This is a genomic window from Oceanimonas sp. AH20CE76 (assembly GCF_039654065.1).
GTDB classification, from domain to species: domain Bacteria; phylum Pseudomonadota; class Gammaproteobacteria; order Enterobacterales; family Aeromonadaceae; genus Oceanimonas; species Oceanimonas smirnovii.
The window spans coordinates 116936-136788 of record NZ_CP155481.1; the positions used below are offsets into that span (position 1 = coordinate 116936).

Below are 19853 nucleotides of genomic sequence, written 5' to 3' on the forward strand. Positions count from 1 at the left end.
TAAATTACAGTTGGTGTGTTTCAACTCTGCCGGCTGGCAATTAAACGGTGGGCTGGGTATGATTTCTGTCATTGGTCGGGGTGCCGAAAGGCCGAGATGGCAATTGTTGCCGAACCCGTTGAACCTGATCCAGCTCATACTGGCGTAGGGAACCGATGGCTGTGGCCTTATGGTTTTCGCGCCCAGATAAAGGACCATAAGGACATGCACAGCAGCAAAGCCATTATTCTTTCCATTGCCGGCTCCGACAGCGGCGGCGGTGCCGGCGTTCAGGCCGACATTAAAGCCATCTCCGCCACTGGCGGTTACGCTTGTTCGGTGATTACCGCCATTACCGCTCAGAACACGCAAAAAGTCTCGGCAGTACATCCGGTTCCCCAGGATATGATTCGCGCCCAGCTGGAGGCGGTATTCAGTGATCTGCCGGTAGCCGCGGTCAAGGTAGGTATGCTGGGTGATGCGGATACCATTAATACGGTGGCTGACGCGCTTGAGGCCTACCGGCCTCAGCACCTGGTGGTGGACCCGGTCATGGTCAGTGCCAACGGCGATATGCTGCTGGCTCCTGACGCAGTGAACAGTCTCAAACAGCGGCTGTTGCCGCTGGCGGATGTGATCACCCCCAATCTGCCGGAGGCTGCCTGCCTTACCGGCAGGGACATACCCGCGTCACTGCGGGAAGTGGAGCCGCTGATCGCTGCCCTGATCGAGCTGGAGTGCCGGGCTGTGCTGCTGAAAGGTGGTTTTTTGCAGCAGGAGCCGCGCAGCCCCGACTGGCTGATCAACGGTGCCGATGTGCGCTGTTTTGATACTCCCCGCGTGATTACCGCCAACACCCATGGCACCGGCTGTACCCTGTCCGGCGCATTGGCGTCCTATCTGGCTCAGGGCCTGGAGCTTGAGCTGGCGGTAGCGTCTGCCAAGCATTATATCGAAAGAGCCATTGAAGCCGGCGCTCGTCTGAAAGTAGGGCAGGGCCGGGGGCCGGTGGAGCATTTTTTTGCCCGCTGAACACAGTGCAAATGTCCCGGCCCGCTTGCGTCCGGCCGGGGCGGCTTGTAGTATTCCTTGCGATGATAATCAATAACAACGAATTAACGCATTGATCGTTAATCGAAATAAGTCACTGCTATAGTCTGCATTCTAAGTCTCTCCTTTCTATTTGCCGATCCTTACGCCCCTGAACGGGCCTGAAAAGGAGCCTTGCGTATGCTTGTTGCCGTTTTGGCAGGTTTTGTTCTCGCCGCCCTGGTGCCCATGTTGAGCTCCCGGCTGGGCCAGTATATTGGCTGGTTTCTGGCGGTATTACCCGCGAGTCTGTTTGTTTATTTTGCCGGTTTCTGGCCTCTCATTACCGCGGGTGAGACGCTTCAGTTTCACTATCAGTGGATTCCCAGTCTTGATATCGGCCTGAGTTTTCTGCTCGACGGCCTCAGCCTGATGTTTGCGCTGCTGATCACCGGTATTGGTACCTTTATTCTGATCTACGGCGGCCGCTATCTGGAGGGCAACAAGGACAGGCACAAGCTGCTGATGTACCTGCTGGCCTTTATGAGCGCCATGCTGGGAGTCGTGCTCTGTAGCAATTTGATCGGGTTGTTTGTGTTCTGGGAGCTGACCAGTATTACTTCCTATCTGCTGATTGGTTTTAACCATGAGCAGGAAAAGTCGCGCAAGGCGGCGCTGCAGGGCTTGTTTGTCACCATGGGTGGCGGCCTGGCACTGATGACAGGCCTGATCATGCTGGGCTGGATGGCCGGCAGCTATGAGCTGACCGAGGTGCTGGCGCAGGGCCCTGCACTGCAACAGCATCCGCTGTTTTTGCCCATGATGATATTGATCCTGGCGGGCACCTTCACCAAGTCGGCGCAGTTCCCGTTTCACTTCTGGCTGCCCAATGCCATGGCCGCGCCCACGCCGGTCAGCGCCTATTTGCATTCCGCCACCATGGTTAAGGCGGGCGTGTTTCTGATGGCCCGGCTGCAGCCTGTCATGGCGGGCCATGATGCCTGGATGCTGACGCTGTCGGTATTGGGGGCTGTTACCATGACGGTGGGTGCCCTCATGTCGGTATGCAGCACAGATCTGAAACGCATTCTGGCCTATTCCACTATTATGGCGCTGGGCACACTGACCATGCTGATTGGCATCGGCACGCCGGTGGCGCTGAAAGCGGCCATGATTTTTCTGCTGGCTCATGCGTTGTACAAAGGCGCGCTCTTTATGGCTGCCGGTACCCTGGATCATGCCACCGGTACCAAGGATGTGCGCGAGCTGGGCGGCTTGCGTGCCCATATGCCGCATACGGCGCTGTTTTTATGGGTGGCGGCCTTGTCACTGGCGGGTATACCGCCGCTGTTTGGTTTTATTGCCAAAGAGCTGATGTTTGAGGCGGCCTTGGGTGCCCGCGCCCTGTCTGTGCTGCTGGTGGTGCTGGCATTGGTCACGGCTGTGGCTATTGTGGCTGCCAGTGCTCTGGTGGCCATCAAACCTTTCTTCGGCAAGCTGAAACCCACTCCAAAAACGCCTCACGAAGCTCCCCTTGCCATGCGTCTGGGCTTTAGTGCGCTGGCAGTCTTAAGTCTGGTGCTGGGGTTGTTGCCCGGCCTGGCTGAGCCGCTGCTGGCGGCGGCGGTCACTGCCATCAGCGGGGCCCCGGCGGGAAATCTGGATCTGGCGCTGTGGCACGGCATTAATCTGCCGCTGCTGTTCAGTGCTGCCGCGCTGGTGGCCGGTGCTTTGCTGTACCGTCGCTGGAGCCGTATTTATCAGCCGCTGGGCAAGGTGCTGTATCCACTGGCCTACGGTCCGGAACGGGGCTATGAGCATATGATGGACGGCCTGGTGCGGCTGGCCCGCTGGCAGACCCATGTACTGCAGAACGGCTACATGACCAACTACATCATGACCATACTGCTGACTACCATAGGTCTGCTGATATATGCCTTCTGGGCGCATGACGCCTTTATCTACTCACTGTCGTTTGAAGGGGTTTATCTCTACGAAGTGGTGATCAGTCTGCTGATGATGGTGGCGGTCATTTATGTCTGCTCCACTCATCTGCGTCTGGGAGCCGTGGCCGCGGTAAGTGTGCTGGGCTTTTCCATGGCGCTGATTTATGTGTTTTTCAGTGCGCCGGATCTGGCTATTACTCAGATATTGGTAGAAACCCTGACGGTCATTCTGCTGGTACTGGTGCTGTTCCGTCTGCCCGGTTTTCAGGATCTTTCCAGCACGCGCACCCGCTGGCGGGATGCGACTGTAGCCGGTGTATTTGGTGTGCTGGTGACCATGATGGTGTTAACCGTGAACCAGTCTTCGCTGGGCGAAGGCATCAGCAGTTACCTGATAGCTAACAGCTATGACATAGCCCATGGCCGCAACATAGTGAACGTGATCCTGGTGGACTACCGGGCGCTGGATACTCTTGGAGAAATTTTTGTGCTGGCGCTGGCAGCCATCGGTGTGAACGCCATGATCCGCTTTCGTTGGGAGGAACACCGCTGATGATAGGCTCGTCTCTGATATTACAGACCGCCACCCGCTTTCTGGTACCGTTATTGCTGCTGTTTGCGGTGTATCTGCTGCTGCGCGGCCATAACGAACCCGGCGGTGGCTTCATTGCCGGCCTGGTGGCATCCGGGGCCTTTGCTCTGCATATGTTTGCCTTTGATGCCAGCAGCACCCGCAAGCTGATGGGAGTGGAAAGCCAGCTGCTGATGGGGTGTGGTCTGCTGCTGGCGCTGGCCAGCGGTGTGGTGGGCATGGTGCTGAAAGGTCAGCCGTTTTTGTCCAGCCAGTGGTGGACAGTGTGGCTGCCTGGCATTGGTGATCTCAAGCTGAGTACGCCGCTGTTTTTTGATATCGGTGTATTTTTGGTGGTTATCGGTGTGGTGACCACCATTATTCTGTCCCTGGCCAAGGTGGAGGAATAAATGGAAAACCTGTTTGCCTTTGTGGTGGGCGGCCTTTATGCCACCGCGCTTTATATGATGCTGCGACGCAGCGTAGTGAAACTGGTGATCGGCCTTATTATTCTGTCGAATGCCGCTAACCTGCTGATCTTTACCAGCGGCGGTCTGGTGCGGGGCGCGCCACCTCTGATTCCGCAGGGGCTGAGCGTACCGGTGAAAGCCATTGCCGATCCGCTGCCGCAGGCGTTGATCCTGACCGCCATTGTGATCAGTTTTGGGGTGCTTGCCTTTGCCGTGGTGTTGATCCACCGGGCATATGAAGTGATTGGCGCCGATGATGTTAACGAAATGAAGAGCACCGATTCGTGAAACCAGAAGTCGTGATACCCATCCTTATTCCCATGCTGGCAGGGGCCTTGTGTCTTACCTGCTGGCGCTGGCGCAATGTGCAGCGCTGGATTTCCGTATTCTCCGGTGCCGGTTTGCTGGTGGCCTCTGTGGTATTGCTGCAAAAGGTACAGACAGACGGCATTCAGGTGGCCCATATGGGTAGCTGGCCGGCCCCCTATGGCATCAGTCTGGTGGCCGATCTGCTCAGTGCCATTATGGTGGTGGTCACCGGTATTATCGGTCTGGCAGTGGCGGTGTATTCGCTGGCCACCATGACCCGCAGCCACGAAGCCTTTGGTTACTATCCACTGCTGCATCTGATGCTGGCAGGCGTAGTAGGGGCTTTTCTTACCGGAGATATCTTCAACCTTTATGTGTGGTTCGAGATACTGCTGATCGCCTCTTTTGGTCTGATGATTCTGGGGGGTGAGCGGGCCCAGATGGAAGGGGCCATCAAGTATGTGACCCTGAACCTGATTTCCTCGGCCATGTTCCTTACCGCAGTCGGGCTGCTCTATGGCTATGCCGGTACCCTGAATATGGCGGATCTGGCAGTAAAGCTGAACGGTGCCGATCAGACCGGGCTGGTGACTGTCATAGCCATGCTGTTTCTGGTGGCCTTTGGCATCAAGGCGGCGGCGTTTCCGCTGTTTTTCTGGCTGCCGGCGTCCTACCACACACCACCGGTGGCCATTTCGGCGGTGTTTGCCGGTCTGCTCACCAAGGTGGGGGTGTATGCGCTGTATCGAGTGTTCAGTCTGATTTTTGTGCAGGATACCGGCTTTACCCACGGCACAGTACTGATGGCCATGGGTATTTTCACCATGGTAACCGGCGTACTGGGGGCGGCGGCCCAGTTTGAAGTGCGGCGCATTCTCTCGTTTCACATTATCAGTCAGATTGGTTACATGCTGGTGGGGCTGGCGCTGTTCACGCCGCTGGCCATTGCCGGCGGGGTGTTCTATATCTTTCACCACATCATAGTGAAGACCAATCTGTTTCTGATCAGCGGCATTATGTATCGCTATCACGGCAGTTATGATCTGGCTCATCTGGGGGGCCTGTATCGCTCGGCTCCCTGGCTGGCGGCGCTGTTTCTGGTACCGGCCATGTCACTGGCGGGGCTGCCGCCGCTGTCGGGCTTTTTTGCCAAGTTTACCGTGATCAAGGCCGGTGTGATTGAAGGCCACTGGCTGATGGTGACCATGGCGCTGATAGTGGGTCTGCTGACGCTGTATTCCATGATCAAGATCTGGGCTGAAGCGTTCTGGAAAAAACTGCCCGATGACGCCAAGCCACTGCGTGGTGAGCGGGATCCGCATCTGTATGTGCTGTATGCGCCTGTTGCCGTGCTGGCGCTGATGACCCTGACCATCGGTTTTGGTGCCGAGTGGTTTGTGCAGCTGGCCATGGCCACGGCGGAGCAACTGACGTCACCGTCGGTCTATATCAATGCCGTGCTGGGAGGAAGCCAATGAAAGCCTTTGGATGGAATATGCTGCTGGCGCTGGCCTGGGTTGCGCTGTCCGGTAACTACACCATCAGCAATCTGGTGATCGGAGTGCTGCTCAGCTATCTGGTGCTGGCCTATGTGGGCCGGGACAAACCCACCTTTGCCCGCTATTTCGGCAAGGCACCACGCATTATCAGCTTTGCGCTTTTCTTTATCTGGGACCTGATAAAGTCTAACGCCCGCGTGGCTTACGATGTGCTGACGCCCACCCACTTAATGCGCCCGGGCGTGATTGCCATTCCGCTGGATCTGAAAGATGAAGGGGGCATTACCATTCTGGCCAACCTGATCACCGCCACGCCGGGCTCGCTGGCGCTGGATGTCTCCAGTGACCGCCGAGTGCTGTATGTGCATCTGATGTATCTGGAAGATGAGTCCCGCCAGCTGGCGGAGTTCAAGGCCCTTGAGGCCCGTGTTATTGATTTGCTGGGATAAGCCATGTTTGAACTTGCTCTTACCCTGTCGTTTGTGTTTTTGAGTCTGGGTCTGGTACTGGCCACGGCACGACTGCTGATTGGCCCCACACTGCCGGATCGGGTGGTGGCGCTGGAGGTCATTGCTTCCATGACCATTGGTTTTATTCTGCTGTACAGTGTGGCCTTTGATGAGCCGGTATTGATTGATGTGGTGATCGTGCTGGCGCTGACCTCCTTTATGGCGGCAGTAGGCTTTGCACGATATCTGGAGCGGGGAGGCCAGCGTGATGATGACTGAGATAATGACCGGTGCCTTGCTGTTGCTGGGATCCTTTCTGATGCTGCTGGCGGGGGTGGGCATCATGCGCATGCCCGATCTGCTTACCCGCATGCATGCTACCAGTAAGGCCGGTGCGCTGGGCGCGGGCCTGATGGCCTGTGCCTTTGCGGTCTATTTTCCTCAGGCCAGCCTGGTGGTGCGGGCGCTGGCGGTGGTGGTGTTTGTGATTATGACCGCTCCGGTAGCCGCCCATGTGCTGGCCCGGGCCGGTTATTTTGTGGGCATCAGACTATGGGAAGGCACGGTAAAAGACGTGATTAAAGAGCGCTACGATCTGAAAACCCACAAGCTCGGCAGCTCGGCGCGCAAGCACGACGACTAGCCCGTTATCTATGCCCCGGCAGCGCGCCAGATAGCCCGAATCTGCTCTGGCAGTGCCATGGGATCAAAGGGTTTGGCAATTACATCAACGGCACCCAGTGCCTTGTAGGCGGCAATTTCCTGAGGCTGCATTTTGGCGGTCATAAAAACGGCGGGAACCTGTGCCAGCGCAGGTTGCCGGCGCAGGGCCGCCAGGGTGCCGGGGCCGTCCATGCCCGGCATCATGACATCCAGCAGTATCATGTCCGGCGCAAAAGCGGCAGCCTCGGCCAGTGCCTGCTCACCCGAGGCACACAGCAGCACCGTAAAACCGCCCACCATTTCCAGCGTCAGCCGGGCAATGTCGCCAATGTCCTCGTCGTCTTCGACATATAAGATGCGTTCAAGTATCCCTGTATTTTTCATTGATCTTCCTGATAAGCGTCAGGCTTTGTTCAGCCATTTGTCGGGATTCAGTCCGGCCCGGCGCAATAACCGCTCCGCTTCCGGACCATGGAGTCGGGAGGAAACCCGCAGACCTGCCAGATGCATCACCAGCAGCGCCTTGCGGGTAGTCTGGGTGGGCGGCACATGGACAGCGCCAATCAGCTCTCTTAGCGGTATGGGCAACTGCCACTGAATTTTAAGCCGGTTGCCATAGCGCGGCCCCCACCGTTTGAGTATGTCTTCAATCTTGTGGTCGTCGATCTTGCCGCCCTGATCAAGATAGTCCTGCAGCGTGCGCAACAGCGCCAGCTCACCGCAGCGGCACAGCAGGCCGGCGGCATGGCAGCTGGCACCGTCCAGCTCAATGCTCAGCGCCATGGCCCGGGCAATGGCCGCCACCTGCTCGGCATGGGCCTGATACAGGGCTGCCTGCTGCTTCAGCACCGGATGGCTCAGCCCCCGGGCACTGTTCAGGGCCATGGCCATGGCACAGTTCAGTGACATGGCCACCCCCAGAATGGAAATGGCGTCTGCCGGCCGGGAGATGGCGTTGCCGCTGCGCTTGAGGGAAATATTGTTGGCCAGCTGCAGCAACCGGGTGACAAGGGCTGTTTCATTTTTCCAGCGGGCAGCCAGTTCGGTGGGCGTTAAGGGGGCTGGCTGATTCAACAGTGGCGTAATTGTCTCTGCGCCAAGCTCGCCGGGCAGCTGCAGCTTTGCTCCCAGTGCCTGCTCCAGCCAGTAGTCCAGAAGGGGTAATGAGGGACTGTCAGACAGTTCGGCGGCATTAATGCGTTCAAACACCGGCAATAATCGCTGGTGCAGGGTACTGACATCAAAAGGCTTGGCAATAAAGTCGATCACGCCCAGGTGCAGCGCCCGTTTTACGTTATCCCGATCGGAGCTGGCACTGACAATAATCACTGGGGTGTGCTCGCTGGACTGCCGAATGGTTCGCACCAGATCCAGGCCATAGCCGTCGGGCAGGTTCCAGTCGCACAATACCAGATCGGCCCCCTGGCGCTGCCAGATATGACGGGCAGCGGTCAGAGTGGCAGCATGGTGGACATGAATGTCCGCCGCCAGTCCGGTGAGAACGGCTTCTATCAGACTGGCGACCAGTTCATCATCTTCAAGCAGTAATACCTTCAATCGGTCACCTGTGTGTCTGTTTCCGGCGAGCTGAGTTCAGCATAGTCAGTGACACCGTTTCGTCCGCGTTGTTTCTGAGCATAAAGAGCCGTGTCTGCGGCATAGAGAGCCTGCTCTGCATGGTCAAATTCATTGAGCGTGGCCAGCCCGATACTCACCGTCACTCTGAAGGTGCGACAGGGGCCGTGAAAATCGAGCTCGGCAAAGTCCTGACACAGTTTCTGAAAAAGAGCCCTTGCCTTGCCGGCGTCACAGCCCGGCAGCACGACGACAAATTCCTCACCGCCATAACGGCCCAGCGAATCGGTGTTGCGCAGTCGTCGTTTCAGCAAATGGGCAAGCGTGCGGATCACCTGATCGCCACTGGCATGGCCATGGGTATCATTCACTGCTTTGAAGTGATCCAGATCCAGCATGGCCACCATGGCCTGATGGCCCAGCCGGCGGGAGATGCCGTGTTCATGAATCAGTGCCTGTTTGATATGAGGATGATTCAGCAGGCCGGTCAGACCGTCACTGGAAACCAGCCGTGATAACTGGCGGGCCCGCCGGCACAAAATGCCAACGGTACGCACCAGCCGGGCATCGGAAATGGGCTTACAGATAAATTCATCCGCGCCCTGTGCCAGAGCGTTGAGCTGACGATCCTGATCCTGTTCTGATGACAGATAAATAATGGGCAGACTGAGCCACTGAGGGTGAAACCGCACCATACGCGCAATAATGGTGCCGGACCAGGGCGGCATATGAATATCCATCAGCAGAATATCGGGTCTGAACTCGGTCAGCGCGGCCATCAGGGTATCGGGTTGGATCAGCACTTTCGTCTGTATGCCGGCAGCAGCCAGCACCAGCCGGTAGTGCTCTGCCAGTGCTTCATCATCGTCCAGCAAAAGTACCCGGGCTTTGCTGATCTGCTGATGCTCACTGCGCAGCCGCTCGATATGTTCAGCCAGCTCAGGCACATCTGCAGGCAGGGTGAATACGCCGTCAACTCCCTGTTCTGCCAGCTGATATTGTTGCTCAAAGCGGGTTTCTGTTGTGGCACACAGCAGGGTGGCGGTCTGGGCATCGCCGGCCGAGTCCTTATTCCAGCTGATGGCCGCGGCAAGCTGGCCGGCACTGGTCAATATCATCAGCTGTGGATGCCAGAATCCGGCGGGCAGATTGGTGCATTCATTTACATGGTGCAGTTTAAAACCGTAGTGTGAGAGTGCCTCGGCAAGAGCGGCCAGTTCATGCCCTGCCACCAGCAGCTCGCACTGAGCCTGGGCCGGCACGGTAACGGCAGTGCCAGGCATCTCTTCGGGAGTAAGATGTTGTGTCAGTTGCAACAGCTGTTCACGGAGCTTTGCCTGCAGGGCGGTGAACGGCAGCCCGGCGGCCTGCTGTTGTTTCAGCCATTGCTCTGCCAGGGCGGCCTGCTCACCCAGAGTGCGCAGGCCAAAAGTGCCTGATGAACCGGCCAGCCGGTGCAGCAGCTGCTGGCAGTCCTGCAACAAGTCATCCTGCTGTTGGGCATCAAGCCGGTTCAGTATTGCCGTCAGCTCACCGGCAGTGCGGCTGATAAAGCGCTCCCGCAGCATCACCAGTTGTTGATTGAGCTGTGTTGTTTCGGACATATTCGGCTCCAGGCGCTTATCTTGCTTTTGTTATGTCATGACCGGCATATACTGATAATGCTTTATTTAAGTCTATGTCGTCGTTTTGTTGCCATAACTGCAAGGTATCCGTGACAGGGTTCTTGCTCTGAAAAGAGCGAATGGCGCTGCTTACGTTTGCCGGTACCTCGTTTATTGTGCTGGTCACGGCTCATAACGTCTTGCCGCACTATGGTGAACAGCTATACAACCAGCATTCGTTTAATGTAACCGTCAGGGCCGGCTATCTGCAACGAGAGAACAACCATGAAAATACCCCCTCTGCCATTTAATGAGTTGCAGCGGCTGCAGGCGCTGCTGGATACCGGTTTGCTGGATACACCGGCAGAAGCCCGTTTTGACCGGCTTACCGGCATGGCACAGCGATTATTCAGGGTAGATATCGCTCTGGTCTCTCTGGTGGATGACAGCCGGCAGTGGTTCAAGTCGGCTCAGGGGCTGGGTGTGTGTGAAACCGGCAGAGATATTTCCTTCTGTGGCCATGCCATTCTGGATAACAGTGTACTGGTGGTAAGTAATGCCCTGGAAGATGAACGCTTTGCCGATAATCCGCTGGTCACCGGCGAGCCACATATACGCTTTTATGCCGGCGCGCCACTGCATACTGAAGATGGCTACCGTATTGGCACGCTGTGCGTGATTGATAGCCAGCCCCGGCAATTTGACGTGCAGCAGCAGAGCCTGCTGCGGGAGCTGGCTGACTGTGTAGAAGAGCTGCTGGGCTATCAGCGGCAGGAGCGGTTACGTAACAGTCTGGCAGAGAGTGAGTACAGAGCACAGATGCTGATTGAGGCCGCTAACATCGGTACCTGGCAGTGTGAGCTTAAAACAGGCCGCTGCCACTTTAACGAAAACTGGGCGGGCATGCTGGGTTATCAGCTTAGCGAGCTGGGTAACACCAGCCTGGCTACCTGGCAGAGCCTGGTGCACCCGGAAGACCTGGTCATGGCCGAAACCATGCTTGACCGGCACATCAAGGGGCTGGAGCCGGTATATGAATGCCGGGTAAGAATGCGTCATAAATCGGGCCACTGGATTTGGGTGCACACGCAGGGCCGGCGGTTAAATGGCGAGTTTGATACACGGCCCGATGTGATTTACGGCACTCATATTGATATCAGCCATGAGCGTGAAACACTGGAGCAGCTGGAACGGCGTAATCAGGCGCTGACGCTGCTCAACCAGATGGCATTTAAGCTGGAAGGCACCGTGCATGAACGTATTACGCAGGCACTGGCTCTGGGTAAGGAGTTTTTGCAGCTGGACCAGGGCATTGCCAGCGAGATTATCGGTAATGTCTATGTGGTGCGCTGGGTGTCGGCCCCGGTGGAGGCGGGCATAGCACCCGGGCTGAAATTTGAAGTGGCACAGACGTATTGCCGGCTGATGCTGGAGCAAAGGGGCGTGCTGGCCATTGACCATATGGGTCAGTCGCACTATGCCGACGCCGACTGCTACCGGGCCATGGGGCTGGAAGCTTACATTGCCACCCGGCTGATGGTGGACGGTGAGCTGTGCGGTACGCTCAACTTTTCTTCCGTCACGCCGCGAGTCCGGCCGTTTGATGACACCGACCGTATGTTCCTGTCATTGATGGCACACTGGCTTGGCGACTTGCTGGGCCGGCAGCGACATCAGGAGCGGCTGAACAAGCTGGCCAACCAGCTGCCGGGCATGATTTATCAGTATCGCCGCTGGCCTGACGGCCACAGTGCTTTTCCCTACAGCAGTGCCGGTATTGAGCATATTTACCGGGTATCTCCCGAGGTGGTGCGGGAAGACGCCGGCATTATTTTTGATCGCATTTATGCTGATGACCTGCCAAAAGTCGTTCGCAGCATCACCCGCTCCGAGCAGGCACTGTCGGAATGGCACGCCCAATATCGCGTATTGCAGCATGATGGCAGCACTCATTGGGTAGAAAATCGGGCTCGGCCGGAGCGTCTGGAAGACGGCAGCACCATCTGGCATGGCTATCTCACTAATATTGAGCACGAGAAGCAGGCAGAGCTGGCGCTGGCCGCCAGCGAGCAACGGCTGCGCGGGCTGTTTGAGCTGTCTTTCATCGGCATTACGTTAAGTGATGCCGGCAGCGGCGATATTCTGGATGCTAATCCGGCTTTTCTGGAGGCCACCGGCTACAGCAAGGCCGAACTGCAGCAAATGCCGCTGACGGCACTGACGCCAGCGGAGCATGCCGCTGCCGATCAGCAGGCCCGGCAGCAGCTGCAGGCACAGGGGCGCAGCACCGCTTTTGAAAAAGAGCTGCAGCGGCGCGACGGCAGCCGTTTTCCGGTGCGCCAGCAAGCTATGTTGTTGCAGGATGCCAGTGGCCGTTCACTGTGCTGGACCCTGACCGAAGATATTACCGAGCTGAAAAAGGTGGCGCAGCTGCAAAAGGAATTTGTGTCTGTGGTCAGTCACGAACTGCGCACTCCGCTGACAGCCATTACCGGATCGCTCGGGTTGCTGGCACAGGGGGCCATGGGCGAGCTGACTCCGCAGATCAGCAAACTGATAACAGTGGCCTACAACAACAGCCGGCGGCTTAATCTGCTGATTAACGATCTGCTGGATATGGAAAAGCTGGTGGCGGGCAAAATGCATTTTGAGCTGCAGCCAGTGGCTTTGGTGGCGCTGGTGCATGACGCGCTGGAAAGTCATAAACCTCTGGGCCAGAGCCGGGGGGTGCAACTGGTATTTACCACTCCGGCGCAAGAGGTGACCGTACTGGCAGACAGAGACAGACTGTTTCAGGCTCTGGCTAATTTACTGTCTAATGCAGTGAAGTTTTCTCCGGATGGTGGCGAGGTAAGTATTGATATTATACCGGCGGGCCATGAGCGGGTTCGTTTGCGAGTGCAGGACCAGGGCGAAGGTGTGCCGGAAGCGTTTAAGCCGCGTATTTTTGAAAAATTTGCTCAGGCTGACAGCTCCGACACCCGCAAAAAAGGTGGCACCGGCCTGGGCCTGGCCATTACCCGTGAGCTGATGCAGCGCATGAACGGCGACGTTGGGTTTGACTCAACGGAAGGCGAAGGTGCCTGCTTCTGGCTGGAAATCCCCGTAACACAAAGCTTTAAGCCGTAAGCTGTAAGTGGCATCGTTGGAGTGTGGAGTGGCCCCGATAAAGTAGACACTTAAGTTAAGCGGCAGCTGCGTAGGCATTGGGAGTTATTCCTCCCAGCGCCATGTGGCGCCGCACTTTCGGGTAATACTCGTCCGTATAATACCGGACTTCATCTGCCATTTCGTCTCTTCCGAGCATTCCCAGAGGGCGAGTCCACTCCTTCTTGAGCAGCGCGAAGAAGCTTTCCGAACAGGCGTTGTCCCAGCAGTTACCTCGGCGTGACATGCTGATGGTGATTCCCCGTGTATTGAGCCATCTCATCACCTCTTCGCTCCGATACTGACTCCCCTGGTCCGAGTGAAACAACAGCTGTGTCCCATCTGGTAGCTGATGTTGCCATGCCTGCTCAAGGGCCTCCAACACCAGCTGAGCGCTATTGATCGCACCCATGGCTCGGCCCACCACGCGGCGTGTGCCCAGGTCCAGGACTGCAGCAATGTAGAGTCAGCCTTCACTGCACCGGATTTGGGTGATATCTGATACCCAAACTCGGTTCGCTGACCCCACCGAGAACTGGCGATTCAGCAGATTCGGCAACACAGGCAAGGATGATGCTGGCTTTTGATATCCTGCTTTAGGAGCCGTGCATGAACGATAACCAGCGTCTCGTAGCAACCGCTGCACCTGATTTTTACCACAACAGAATCCGGCATCCCGCGCGTCCAGCCATAGCTTCCGATATCCCGGCACATTCTTCAGTTGCCTGGCTCGCTCGAGCAGGAAGGTTTTCAGAGTTTGTCGCTTGATGGCACGCTCTCCCGGAGTATGCTGACGTGCTCGCCAACGATAATATCCCGCTCGTGACACATTGAGTACTTCACACATTATCGAGACCCGCCAGCGTTGACTTCGTTGGGCCTCGATAAAGGCAAACCTTACTTGCTGTGCTTGGCGAAGTACTCTTGCGCCTTTTTTAGGATTTCGTTCTCCAGCTCTTTTCGTTCAAGCAGCTTCTTCAGTCGAGCATTTTCACGCTCCAGCTCCTGCAAGCTTTTTTCTGGTCCGGTGTTTTCAACTGCTTTATCAGATGCTTTTTTGGCCATGATCCACTCTCTACGCCAGCGCTGTAATTGGGATGGATGGACACCAAGTTTGTCAGCAAACTGAGCTTGTGTCTCGGTGGTAGACAGCGAGGCCTCGACGGCCTCACGTTTGAATGTGTCGCTAAAGCGACGGCGGGGTTTGTATTTCATAACACCTTCTCATTAAATGAAGGTGTCTACTTTTCTCGGGCCAGTCCACAGACAACGTCGATGCTGCTCGAAGCACCAGTGGGGATTGCCAAAGCCGACCGTCAAATGTCAGGGATGACATTTGCCGAGCGTCCCATGGATGGGCTCGAAGCGTGTCGGCGGAGCGCAACCGCACTGATGCTTCGCATTACGTTGTATTAGGAGGCTTAAAGCTTCCGGCTGCTTTTAGACGGACGCCACTTCCTCGGCGGTCAGGTGCCGCCACTCTCCCTCGGCGAGGGCGGCATCCAGCTTAATATCGCCAATTTGCAGCCGGTGCAAGGAAGTAACCCGGTTGCCAACGGCGGCGAACATGCGCTTTACCTGATGGTATTTGCCTTCCTGTATGGTCAGCAGCACTTGGGTGGACGAGATGATTTCAAGGGTGGCAGGCAGGGTTGCCTTGTCTTCACCGTGCAGCAGCAGGCCTTCGGCAAAGCGTGCAGCAGCATCGGCGGCCAGGGGCTCGGCCAGCTCTGCCCGGTAGGTTTTGTGGCAGGCCCGTTTGGGCGAGCGCAGCCGGTGAGACCACTGGCCGTCATCGGTCAGCAGCAGCAGGCCGGTGGTGTCCAGGTCCAGCCGGCCGGCGCATTGCAGGCCTGAGGTCAGCTCAGGGGGCAGCAGCTGCAGCACACAGGGGTGTACCTCGTCCTGAGTGGCGCTGATATAGCCCTCAGGCTTGTGCAGCATAAGGTAGCGGGGCGGCCGCAGGCTCAGCAGGCGGCCATCCAGGTGCACCTGCTGAGCGTCGATTTTAATATCGCCCTTTTTAACCAGCTCGCCGTTCACCGTGACCTCGCCCCGGGCCAGCGCTTTTTTGGCTAAAGAGCGGGTCAGACCGGTGGCCTCACACAAAAAGCGATCCAGGCGCATCAGGCGGGTTCTTCTTCAGTGGTGTTGTCATCATCCTGCGTCAGCCACTCGGTGAGCACTTCCTTGGCCTGATCCACGCCCAGCCCCTTGAGCGAGCTGAAGGCTTCAACCCGAATGCTGCCACCAAAGATGGCCACGGCTTCGCGCACTCTGAGCACTTCTGCCTTGCGGGCACCGGATTTCAGCTTGTCGCACTTGGTCAGCAGCGCCAGTACCGGCAGCTCGCAGTCGCTGGCCCATTGCAGCAGCTGCTGATCGATGTCTTTCAGCGGATGGCGAATATCCATCAGCACCACCAGCCCCTTGAGGCTGTCCCGTTGCTGCAGATATTCCGACAGCGCCTCCTGCCATTTCAGCTTCATTTCTTCCGGCACCTTGGCGTAGCCGTAGCCGGGCAGGTCGATCAGGCGCTTGCCCTCGCTCAGCTCAAACACGTTGATCAGCTGAGTGCGGCCGGGGGTTTTACTGGTGCGGGCCAGTGATTTGTGCTGGGTGATTGTGTTTAAAGCAGAGGATTTGCCGGCATTAGAGCGGCCGGCAAAGGCAATCTCCACACCGGTGTCTTCCGGCATCTGCCGTATGTTGGGTGCGCTGGTAACAAAGCGGACGGCATTAAAGTTTATCTTGTTGTTGTTCAATGTGAATTCCCCGAGGTTATGACGTCGCCCTGATTACTTTCCGGCAAAATTGTGTAGAATAGTGCGGTTTTTTGAATCGCATTGTAACATGCCCTTGCAGGTATGTGATCTGGAAGCTCTAACAACGAGAAGTCGGAACGTCATGAAAAAAATTGTTTTCACGCTAGCCTTAATGCTCGGAGTGGCCGGTACCGCACAGGCCCAGGGCGATGTCGAAGCCGGAAAGGCCAAATCCGCCACCTGTGTTGCCTGCCATGGCAGCGACGGTAACAGCCCGACCGACATGTATCCGAAAATTGCCGGACAGCACGCCTCTTACCTCGAGAAGCAGCTGGCCGAGTTCAAGGCTGCCGCCACTGGTGGCACCGGTCGTGCCAACGCCATCATGGGTGGCATGGCCATGCCGCTGTCCGAGCAGGACATGGCCGATCTGGCCGCCTATTATGCGACTCAGGCCATTACGCCGGTACCGGTTGCAGAAGAGGTGGTTGAGCGTGGTTCTGCCCTGTATCAGGGTGGTGACATCGAGCGCGGCATTACTGCCTGTATTGCCTGCCACGGCCCCCGCGGCGAAGGCTTGGAGTCTGCCAAATTCCCCAGCCTGAGCGGCCAGCACCCGGCTTACATCAAGTCTCAGCTGGAAATGTTCCGCAGCGGCGAGCGCAATAACGACCCCAACGGCATGATGCGCGATATCGCCACCAAGCTGACCGACGACGATATTGCCGTGCTGTCACAGTATGTGGCTGGCCTGCACTGATTGATGACGGGGGCCGGACGGCCCCTCACTTTTCTGGTTTGTTGATGCCCCCTCTTTCCCTCAGCGTTTGCTGTCCGCTTTGTGCTGCCCCCGACCACAGTTTGTTTTATCAGGATCACCGAGCCTACTATCAATGCGCCCGCTGCCGGCTGATTTTTGTGGATCCTGCTGCCCGGCTGACTCAAAATGCAGAAAAAGCCGAGTATGATCTGCACCAGAATGATGCTCAGGACGCTGGTTACCGGCGCTTTTTAAGCCGGCTGGCCAGTCCGCTGATGGCACGCCTGGGCGCGGGCAGCAAAGGGCTGGATTTTGGCTGTGGACCCGGGCCGGCGCTGGCGGCCATGTTTAACGAGGCGGGTTTTACGGTCACTACCTATGACCCTTACTATGCGGATTACCCTGAACGGTTGCAGCAGCAGTATGATTTTGTAACCTGTACCGAGGCAATCGAGCATTTTTATCAACCCGGGCGGGAATGGCAGCGCTTGCTGACCATGCTCAAGCCGGGCGGCTGGCTGGGAATCATGACCAAGCTGGCCCGGGATCAGGCGGCCTTTGCCACCTGGCACTATAAACAGGATCCTACCCATGTCTGCTTTTTCAGCCGCGACACCTTTATGTGGCTGGCAGAACGGGACGGGCTCGGCATCGAATTTATCGGTGCCGATGTTATTCTTCTGCACAAACCGGAGTTGTTATGACACGTATCAAAAAGGCCCGCACTCCGGGTCGTATCGGTGCCCGCAAGGAAAACCGCGAAACCGCCGAGCAAAGCAGGGAACGCAAGCGCAAGGCCAAGCGTAAAGGCCTGGCCCCGGGTTCACGCCATAATGTAGAGGGCGGCAAGCAGAGCGGCCACAACCAGAAATCTGCTCAGGATCCACGCCTGGGCTCCCGCAAGCCGGTGGCACTGGTGCAGGAAGATAACCAGCAGCAGGTAGCAGTGGCTCGTGCCCGGCCTGTGGCCAGGCCCAAACTCAGCCCCGAGCAGGAGCTGGAGCAGCTGGAAAATGACGAGCGGCTCAACACCCTGCTCGACAGAGTGGAAGAAGGCGACAAGCTCAGCAAGGAAGACAAAAGCTGGCTAGACCGTACCCTGGCCCGCCATCAGCAGCTGCTGGAGCAGCTCGGCCTGCTGGATGAAGAGGAAGAAGACGACGGCGAGCCCGGCGATGACCTCTGGGATCGCTTTATGGACGCCGAGCTTGATCCTGCTCAATATCGCAAAGAGGAAGACAAGTCATGATCTCACCCTGGCTGATTGCCGCCCTCGCGGGCGGCGTCATCATAGTGGGTCTGGCCGTCTATGCAGGCATTTTGCTGGCGCGTCTGCGTCAGCAAACCCAGTTCCGGCAACAGGCCATTGCCAAGCGCAACGACCGCATTCTGGAAAGTGTGCGAGTTATTGCCAAGGCGGTAAAAGAAGACCAGTGCAATCTGTCGGAAGGGGCCATTCGCCTGACCAACCTGCTGAATGCCCTGCAGTTTGACCAGCCCAAAAGCTTTGCCGAGGACTATCCCGGCCTCTACGATCTCTATGACAGAGTGAAAGAGCTGCCGACCCACGAGGCCCGCAAGCAACTCAAACGCAATGAGCGCATGCGCCAGGATCTGCAGCGAGCCGGCCATGAAGGCGAGCTGGAAGCCACCATAAAAATTGAGGTCGAGCGCCTGGCAACGATGGAACTGCCTGGTCGCTGACCGGGGAGGAGACAATGTCAATCATCGAGTGGGATCAGGCCCTCATCGAAAAATATAATTACTCGGGGCCGCGGTATACTTCCTATCCTACCGCCCTCGAGTTTAACAGTGACTTTGGCATGGCCGAGTTCGACGCCGCTGCCGCCCGCTACCCAGAGCGTCCGCTGTCGCTTTATGTGCATATTCCGTTCTGCCACAAGCTTTGTTACTACTGTGGCTGCAACAAGGTCATTACCCGTCATCAGGGCAAGGCCGATATCTATCTGGACTATCTGGAGCGGGAAATCGAGGCCATGGCCCCGCGTTTTTCCGGCCGCACCGTGACCCAGCTGCACTGGGGCGGTGGCACCCCCACGTTTCTCACTGCACCGCAAATTCAGCGGCTGAACGGCCTGCTGCGCCGGCACTTTCACTTTGCTAATGAAGGCGAGTTCAGTATTGAAATTGACCCCCGCCGTATTGAGCTGGAGCTGCTCGATGTGCTCAAGGCGGAAGGCTTTAACCGCATCAGCCTGGGCGTGCAGGACTTTAATAAAGACGTGCAAAAGGTGGTGAACCGGGAGCAGGACAACGACTTTATCAAGGCGCTGGTGGCCCGGGCCAATGAGCTGGGGTTGGAGTCCACCAATCTGGATTTGATCTACGGCCTGCCGTTGCAGACCAAGGAAAGTTTTCATCATACCCTGGAGCAGGTGGTGGCCATGCAGCCGGCACGGTTGTCGGTATTCAACTATGCCCACCTGCCCAGCCGTTTCTCTGCCCAGCGCAAACTGAAAGACGAAGATATGCCGGCACCGGCGGTAAAGCTTTCTATGCTGCAGGACAGCATTCGCTATCTTACCGGGCAGGGCTATCAGTTTATCGGCATGGATCACTTTGCCCTGCCCGACGACAGCCTGGCGGTGGCTCAGCGCCACGGCAAGCTGCACCGCAACTTTCAGGGCTATACCACTCAGGGTGAATGTGATCTGCTGGGGCTGGGGGTCTCGTCCATCAGCATGATTGGCGATGCCTACTCCCAGAACCACAAGGATCTGAAGCAGTATTACGCTCAGCTTGATGAATTGGGCCATGCCCAGACAGTGGGTTATGCCCTGAACGAGGATGACTGCCTGCGCCGGGATCTGATCAAGACCTTAATCTGTAACTTCGAGCTGGCGTTTGCGCCGCTGGCACAGCAATACGGCATCGACTTTGACGACTACTTTGCCGAAGATCTGCAACTGCTGCAGACCTTTGTGGACGACGGCCTTGTGGTGCGTGAAGCCGGTCGCATCAGCGTCACTCCCAAGGGCCGGCTGCTGATCCGCAACATCTGCATGTGCTTTGATGTGCACTCCCGCAAACAGGCCCGCCGCCAGCAGTTTTCCCGGGTGATCTGAT

The 19853-nt window shown here is 57.2% G+C and carries 20 protein-coding genes, 1 pseudogene and 1 riboswitch; of the genes and pseudogenes, 15 read left to right on the top strand and 6 right to left on the bottom strand.

Annotation, left to right across the window (positions count from 1 at the left end; all coding sequences use genetic code 11):
* Positions 1-66 precede the first annotated feature (66 nt).
* Positions 67-168, top strand: a riboswitch (TPP riboswitch).
* A gap of 36 nt (positions 169-204) precedes the next feature.
* The 8 genes from thiD (at position 205) to mnhG (ending at position 6895) form a co-directional block, all read left to right on the top strand.
* The gene (gene thiD, locus N2M06_RS00575; protein ID WP_019934660.1) at positions 205-1011 is read left to right on the top strand and encodes a bifunctional hydroxymethylpyrimidine kinase/phosphomethylpyrimidine kinase; all 807 of its coding nucleotides are present in this window, start codon (positions 205-207) and stop codon (positions 1009-1011) included.
* A 198-nt stretch (positions 1012-1209) separates the two neighbouring features.
* A complete protein-coding gene (locus N2M06_RS00580; RefSeq protein WP_346351291.1) occupies positions 1210-3507 on the top strand; it encodes a putative monovalent cation/H+ antiporter subunit A in 2298 nt (765 codons plus the stop codon).
* Positions 3507-3935 (top strand): Na+/H+ antiporter subunit B, encoded by a 429-nt coding sequence (locus N2M06_RS00585; protein WP_346351292.1) that lies wholly within the window; start codon positions 3507-3509, stop codon positions 3933-3935. The genes N2M06_RS00580 and N2M06_RS00585 overlap by 1 nt, the downstream gene beginning before the upstream one ends.
* A complete protein-coding gene (locus N2M06_RS00590; RefSeq protein ID WP_019934663.1) occupies positions 3936-4283 on the top strand; it encodes a Na+/H+ antiporter subunit C in 348 nt (115 codons plus the stop codon). It abuts the gene before it with no gap.
* Positions 4280-5782: a Na+/H+ antiporter subunit D gene (locus N2M06_RS00595; RefSeq protein WP_346351293.1), complete on the top strand. Its 1503-nt coding sequence runs from the start codon at positions 4280-4282 to the stop codon at positions 5780-5782. The genes N2M06_RS00590 and N2M06_RS00595 overlap by 4 nt, the downstream gene beginning before the upstream one ends.
* Positions 5779-6252 carry a Na+/H+ antiporter subunit E gene (locus tag N2M06_RS00600; RefSeq protein ID WP_019934665.1) on the top strand — a complete coding sequence of 158 codons (474 nt, stop codon included), beginning with the start codon at positions 5779-5781 and terminating at the stop codon, positions 6250-6252. Before N2M06_RS00595 ends, N2M06_RS00600 begins: the two co-directional genes overlap by 4 nt.
* A 3-nt stretch (positions 6253-6255) precedes the next feature.
* A complete protein-coding gene (locus N2M06_RS00605; protein ID WP_019934666.1) occupies positions 6256-6531 on the top strand; it encodes a cation:proton antiporter in 276 nt (91 codons plus the stop codon).
* Positions 6521-6895: a monovalent cation/H(+) antiporter subunit G gene (gene mnhG / locus N2M06_RS00610; RefSeq protein ID WP_211212434.1), complete on the top strand. Its 375-nt coding sequence runs from the start codon at positions 6521-6523 to the stop codon at positions 6893-6895. Before N2M06_RS00605 ends, mnhG begins: the two co-directional genes overlap by 11 nt.
* An 8-nt stretch (positions 6896-6903) precedes the next feature.
* On the opposite strand, the gene N2M06_RS00615 is transcribed toward mnhG, so the two are convergent.
* Genes N2M06_RS00615 through N2M06_RS00625 form a run of 3 tightly spaced genes read right to left on the bottom strand, consistent with a single transcriptional unit; the run spans position 6904 to position 10094 of the window.
* Complete coding sequence (locus N2M06_RS00615) at positions 6904-7299, bottom strand: response regulator (protein WP_346351294.1); 396 nt, start codon at positions 7297-7299, stop codon at positions 6904-6906.
* An 18-nt stretch (positions 7300-7317) separates the two neighbouring features.
* Complete coding sequence (locus tag N2M06_RS00620; protein ID WP_019934669.1) at positions 7318-8472, bottom strand: response regulator; 1155 nt, start codon at positions 8470-8472, stop codon at positions 7318-7320.
* Positions 8469-10094 carry a diguanylate cyclase gene (locus tag N2M06_RS00625; RefSeq protein WP_346351295.1) on the bottom strand — a complete coding sequence of 542 codons (1626 nt, stop codon included), beginning with the start codon at positions 10092-10094 and terminating at the stop codon, positions 8469-8471. The genes N2M06_RS00620 and N2M06_RS00625 overlap by 4 nt, the downstream gene beginning before the upstream one ends.
* A gap of 140 nt (positions 10095-10234) precedes the next feature.
* On the opposite strand from N2M06_RS00625, the gene N2M06_RS00630 reads away from it, so the two are divergent.
* Together N2M06_RS00630 and N2M06_RS00635 are read left to right on the top strand one after the other, a co-directional pair.
* On the top strand, positions 10235-10405 hold the full coding sequence (locus N2M06_RS00630; RefSeq protein WP_019934671.1) for a hypothetical protein: 171 nt from the start codon (positions 10235-10237) through the stop codon (positions 10403-10405).
* Positions 10380-13223 carry a PAS domain-containing protein gene (locus tag N2M06_RS00635; RefSeq protein WP_346351296.1) on the top strand — a complete coding sequence of 948 codons (2844 nt, stop codon included), beginning with the start codon at positions 10380-10382 and terminating at the stop codon, positions 13221-13223. The genes N2M06_RS00630 and N2M06_RS00635 overlap by 26 nt, the downstream gene beginning before the upstream one ends.
* Before the next feature lie 55 nt (positions 13224-13278).
* Here N2M06_RS00635 and N2M06_RS00640 read toward each other — a convergent pair.
* From N2M06_RS00640 to yihA, 3 genes and pseudogenes are all read right to left on the bottom strand, one after another.
* Positions 13279-14456 (bottom strand): annotated as a pseudogene (locus N2M06_RS00640) (IS3 family transposase).
* 225 nt (positions 14457-14681) lie between these two features.
* Positions 14682-15368, bottom strand: a complete 687-nt coding sequence (gene rsuA, locus N2M06_RS00645) for a 16S rRNA pseudouridine(516) synthase RsuA (protein WP_346351297.1) — start codon at positions 15366-15368, stop codon at positions 14682-14684.
* On the bottom strand, positions 15368-16006 hold the full coding sequence (yihA, locus tag N2M06_RS00650; protein ID WP_019934674.1) for a ribosome biogenesis GTP-binding protein YihA/YsxC: 639 nt from the start codon (positions 16004-16006) through the stop codon (positions 15368-15370). The genes rsuA and yihA overlap by 1 nt, the downstream gene beginning before the upstream one ends.
* 142 nt (positions 16007-16148) lie before the next feature.
* Here yihA and N2M06_RS00655 point away from each other — a divergent pair, with 142 nt between their 5' ends.
* From N2M06_RS00655 to hemN, 5 genes are all read left to right on the top strand, one after another.
* Complete coding sequence (locus tag N2M06_RS00655) at positions 16149-16766, top strand: c-type cytochrome (protein ID WP_026344787.1); 618 nt, start codon at positions 16149-16151, stop codon at positions 16764-16766.
* 101 nt (positions 16767-16867) lie between these two features.
* Positions 16868-17470, top strand: coding sequence for a class I SAM-dependent methyltransferase (locus N2M06_RS00660; RefSeq protein ID WP_346351298.1), 603 nt, complete (start codon positions 16868-16870; stop codon positions 17468-17470).
* Positions 17467-18015 (top strand): Der GTPase-activating protein YihI, encoded by a 549-nt coding sequence (gene yihI, locus N2M06_RS00665; RefSeq protein WP_346351299.1) that lies wholly within the window; start codon positions 17467-17469, stop codon positions 18013-18015. The genes N2M06_RS00660 and yihI overlap by 4 nt, the downstream gene beginning before the upstream one ends.
* A complete protein-coding gene (locus N2M06_RS00670; protein WP_346351300.1) occupies positions 18012-18470 on the top strand; it encodes a DUF2489 domain-containing protein in 459 nt (152 codons plus the stop codon). Before yihI ends, N2M06_RS00670 begins: the two co-directional genes overlap by 4 nt.
* A 14-nt stretch (positions 18471-18484) precedes the next feature.
* Positions 18485-19852: an oxygen-independent coproporphyrinogen III oxidase gene (gene hemN, locus N2M06_RS00675; protein WP_346351301.1), complete on the top strand. Its 1368-nt coding sequence runs from the start codon at positions 18485-18487 to the stop codon at positions 19850-19852.
* Position 19853: the final 1 nt, after the last annotated feature.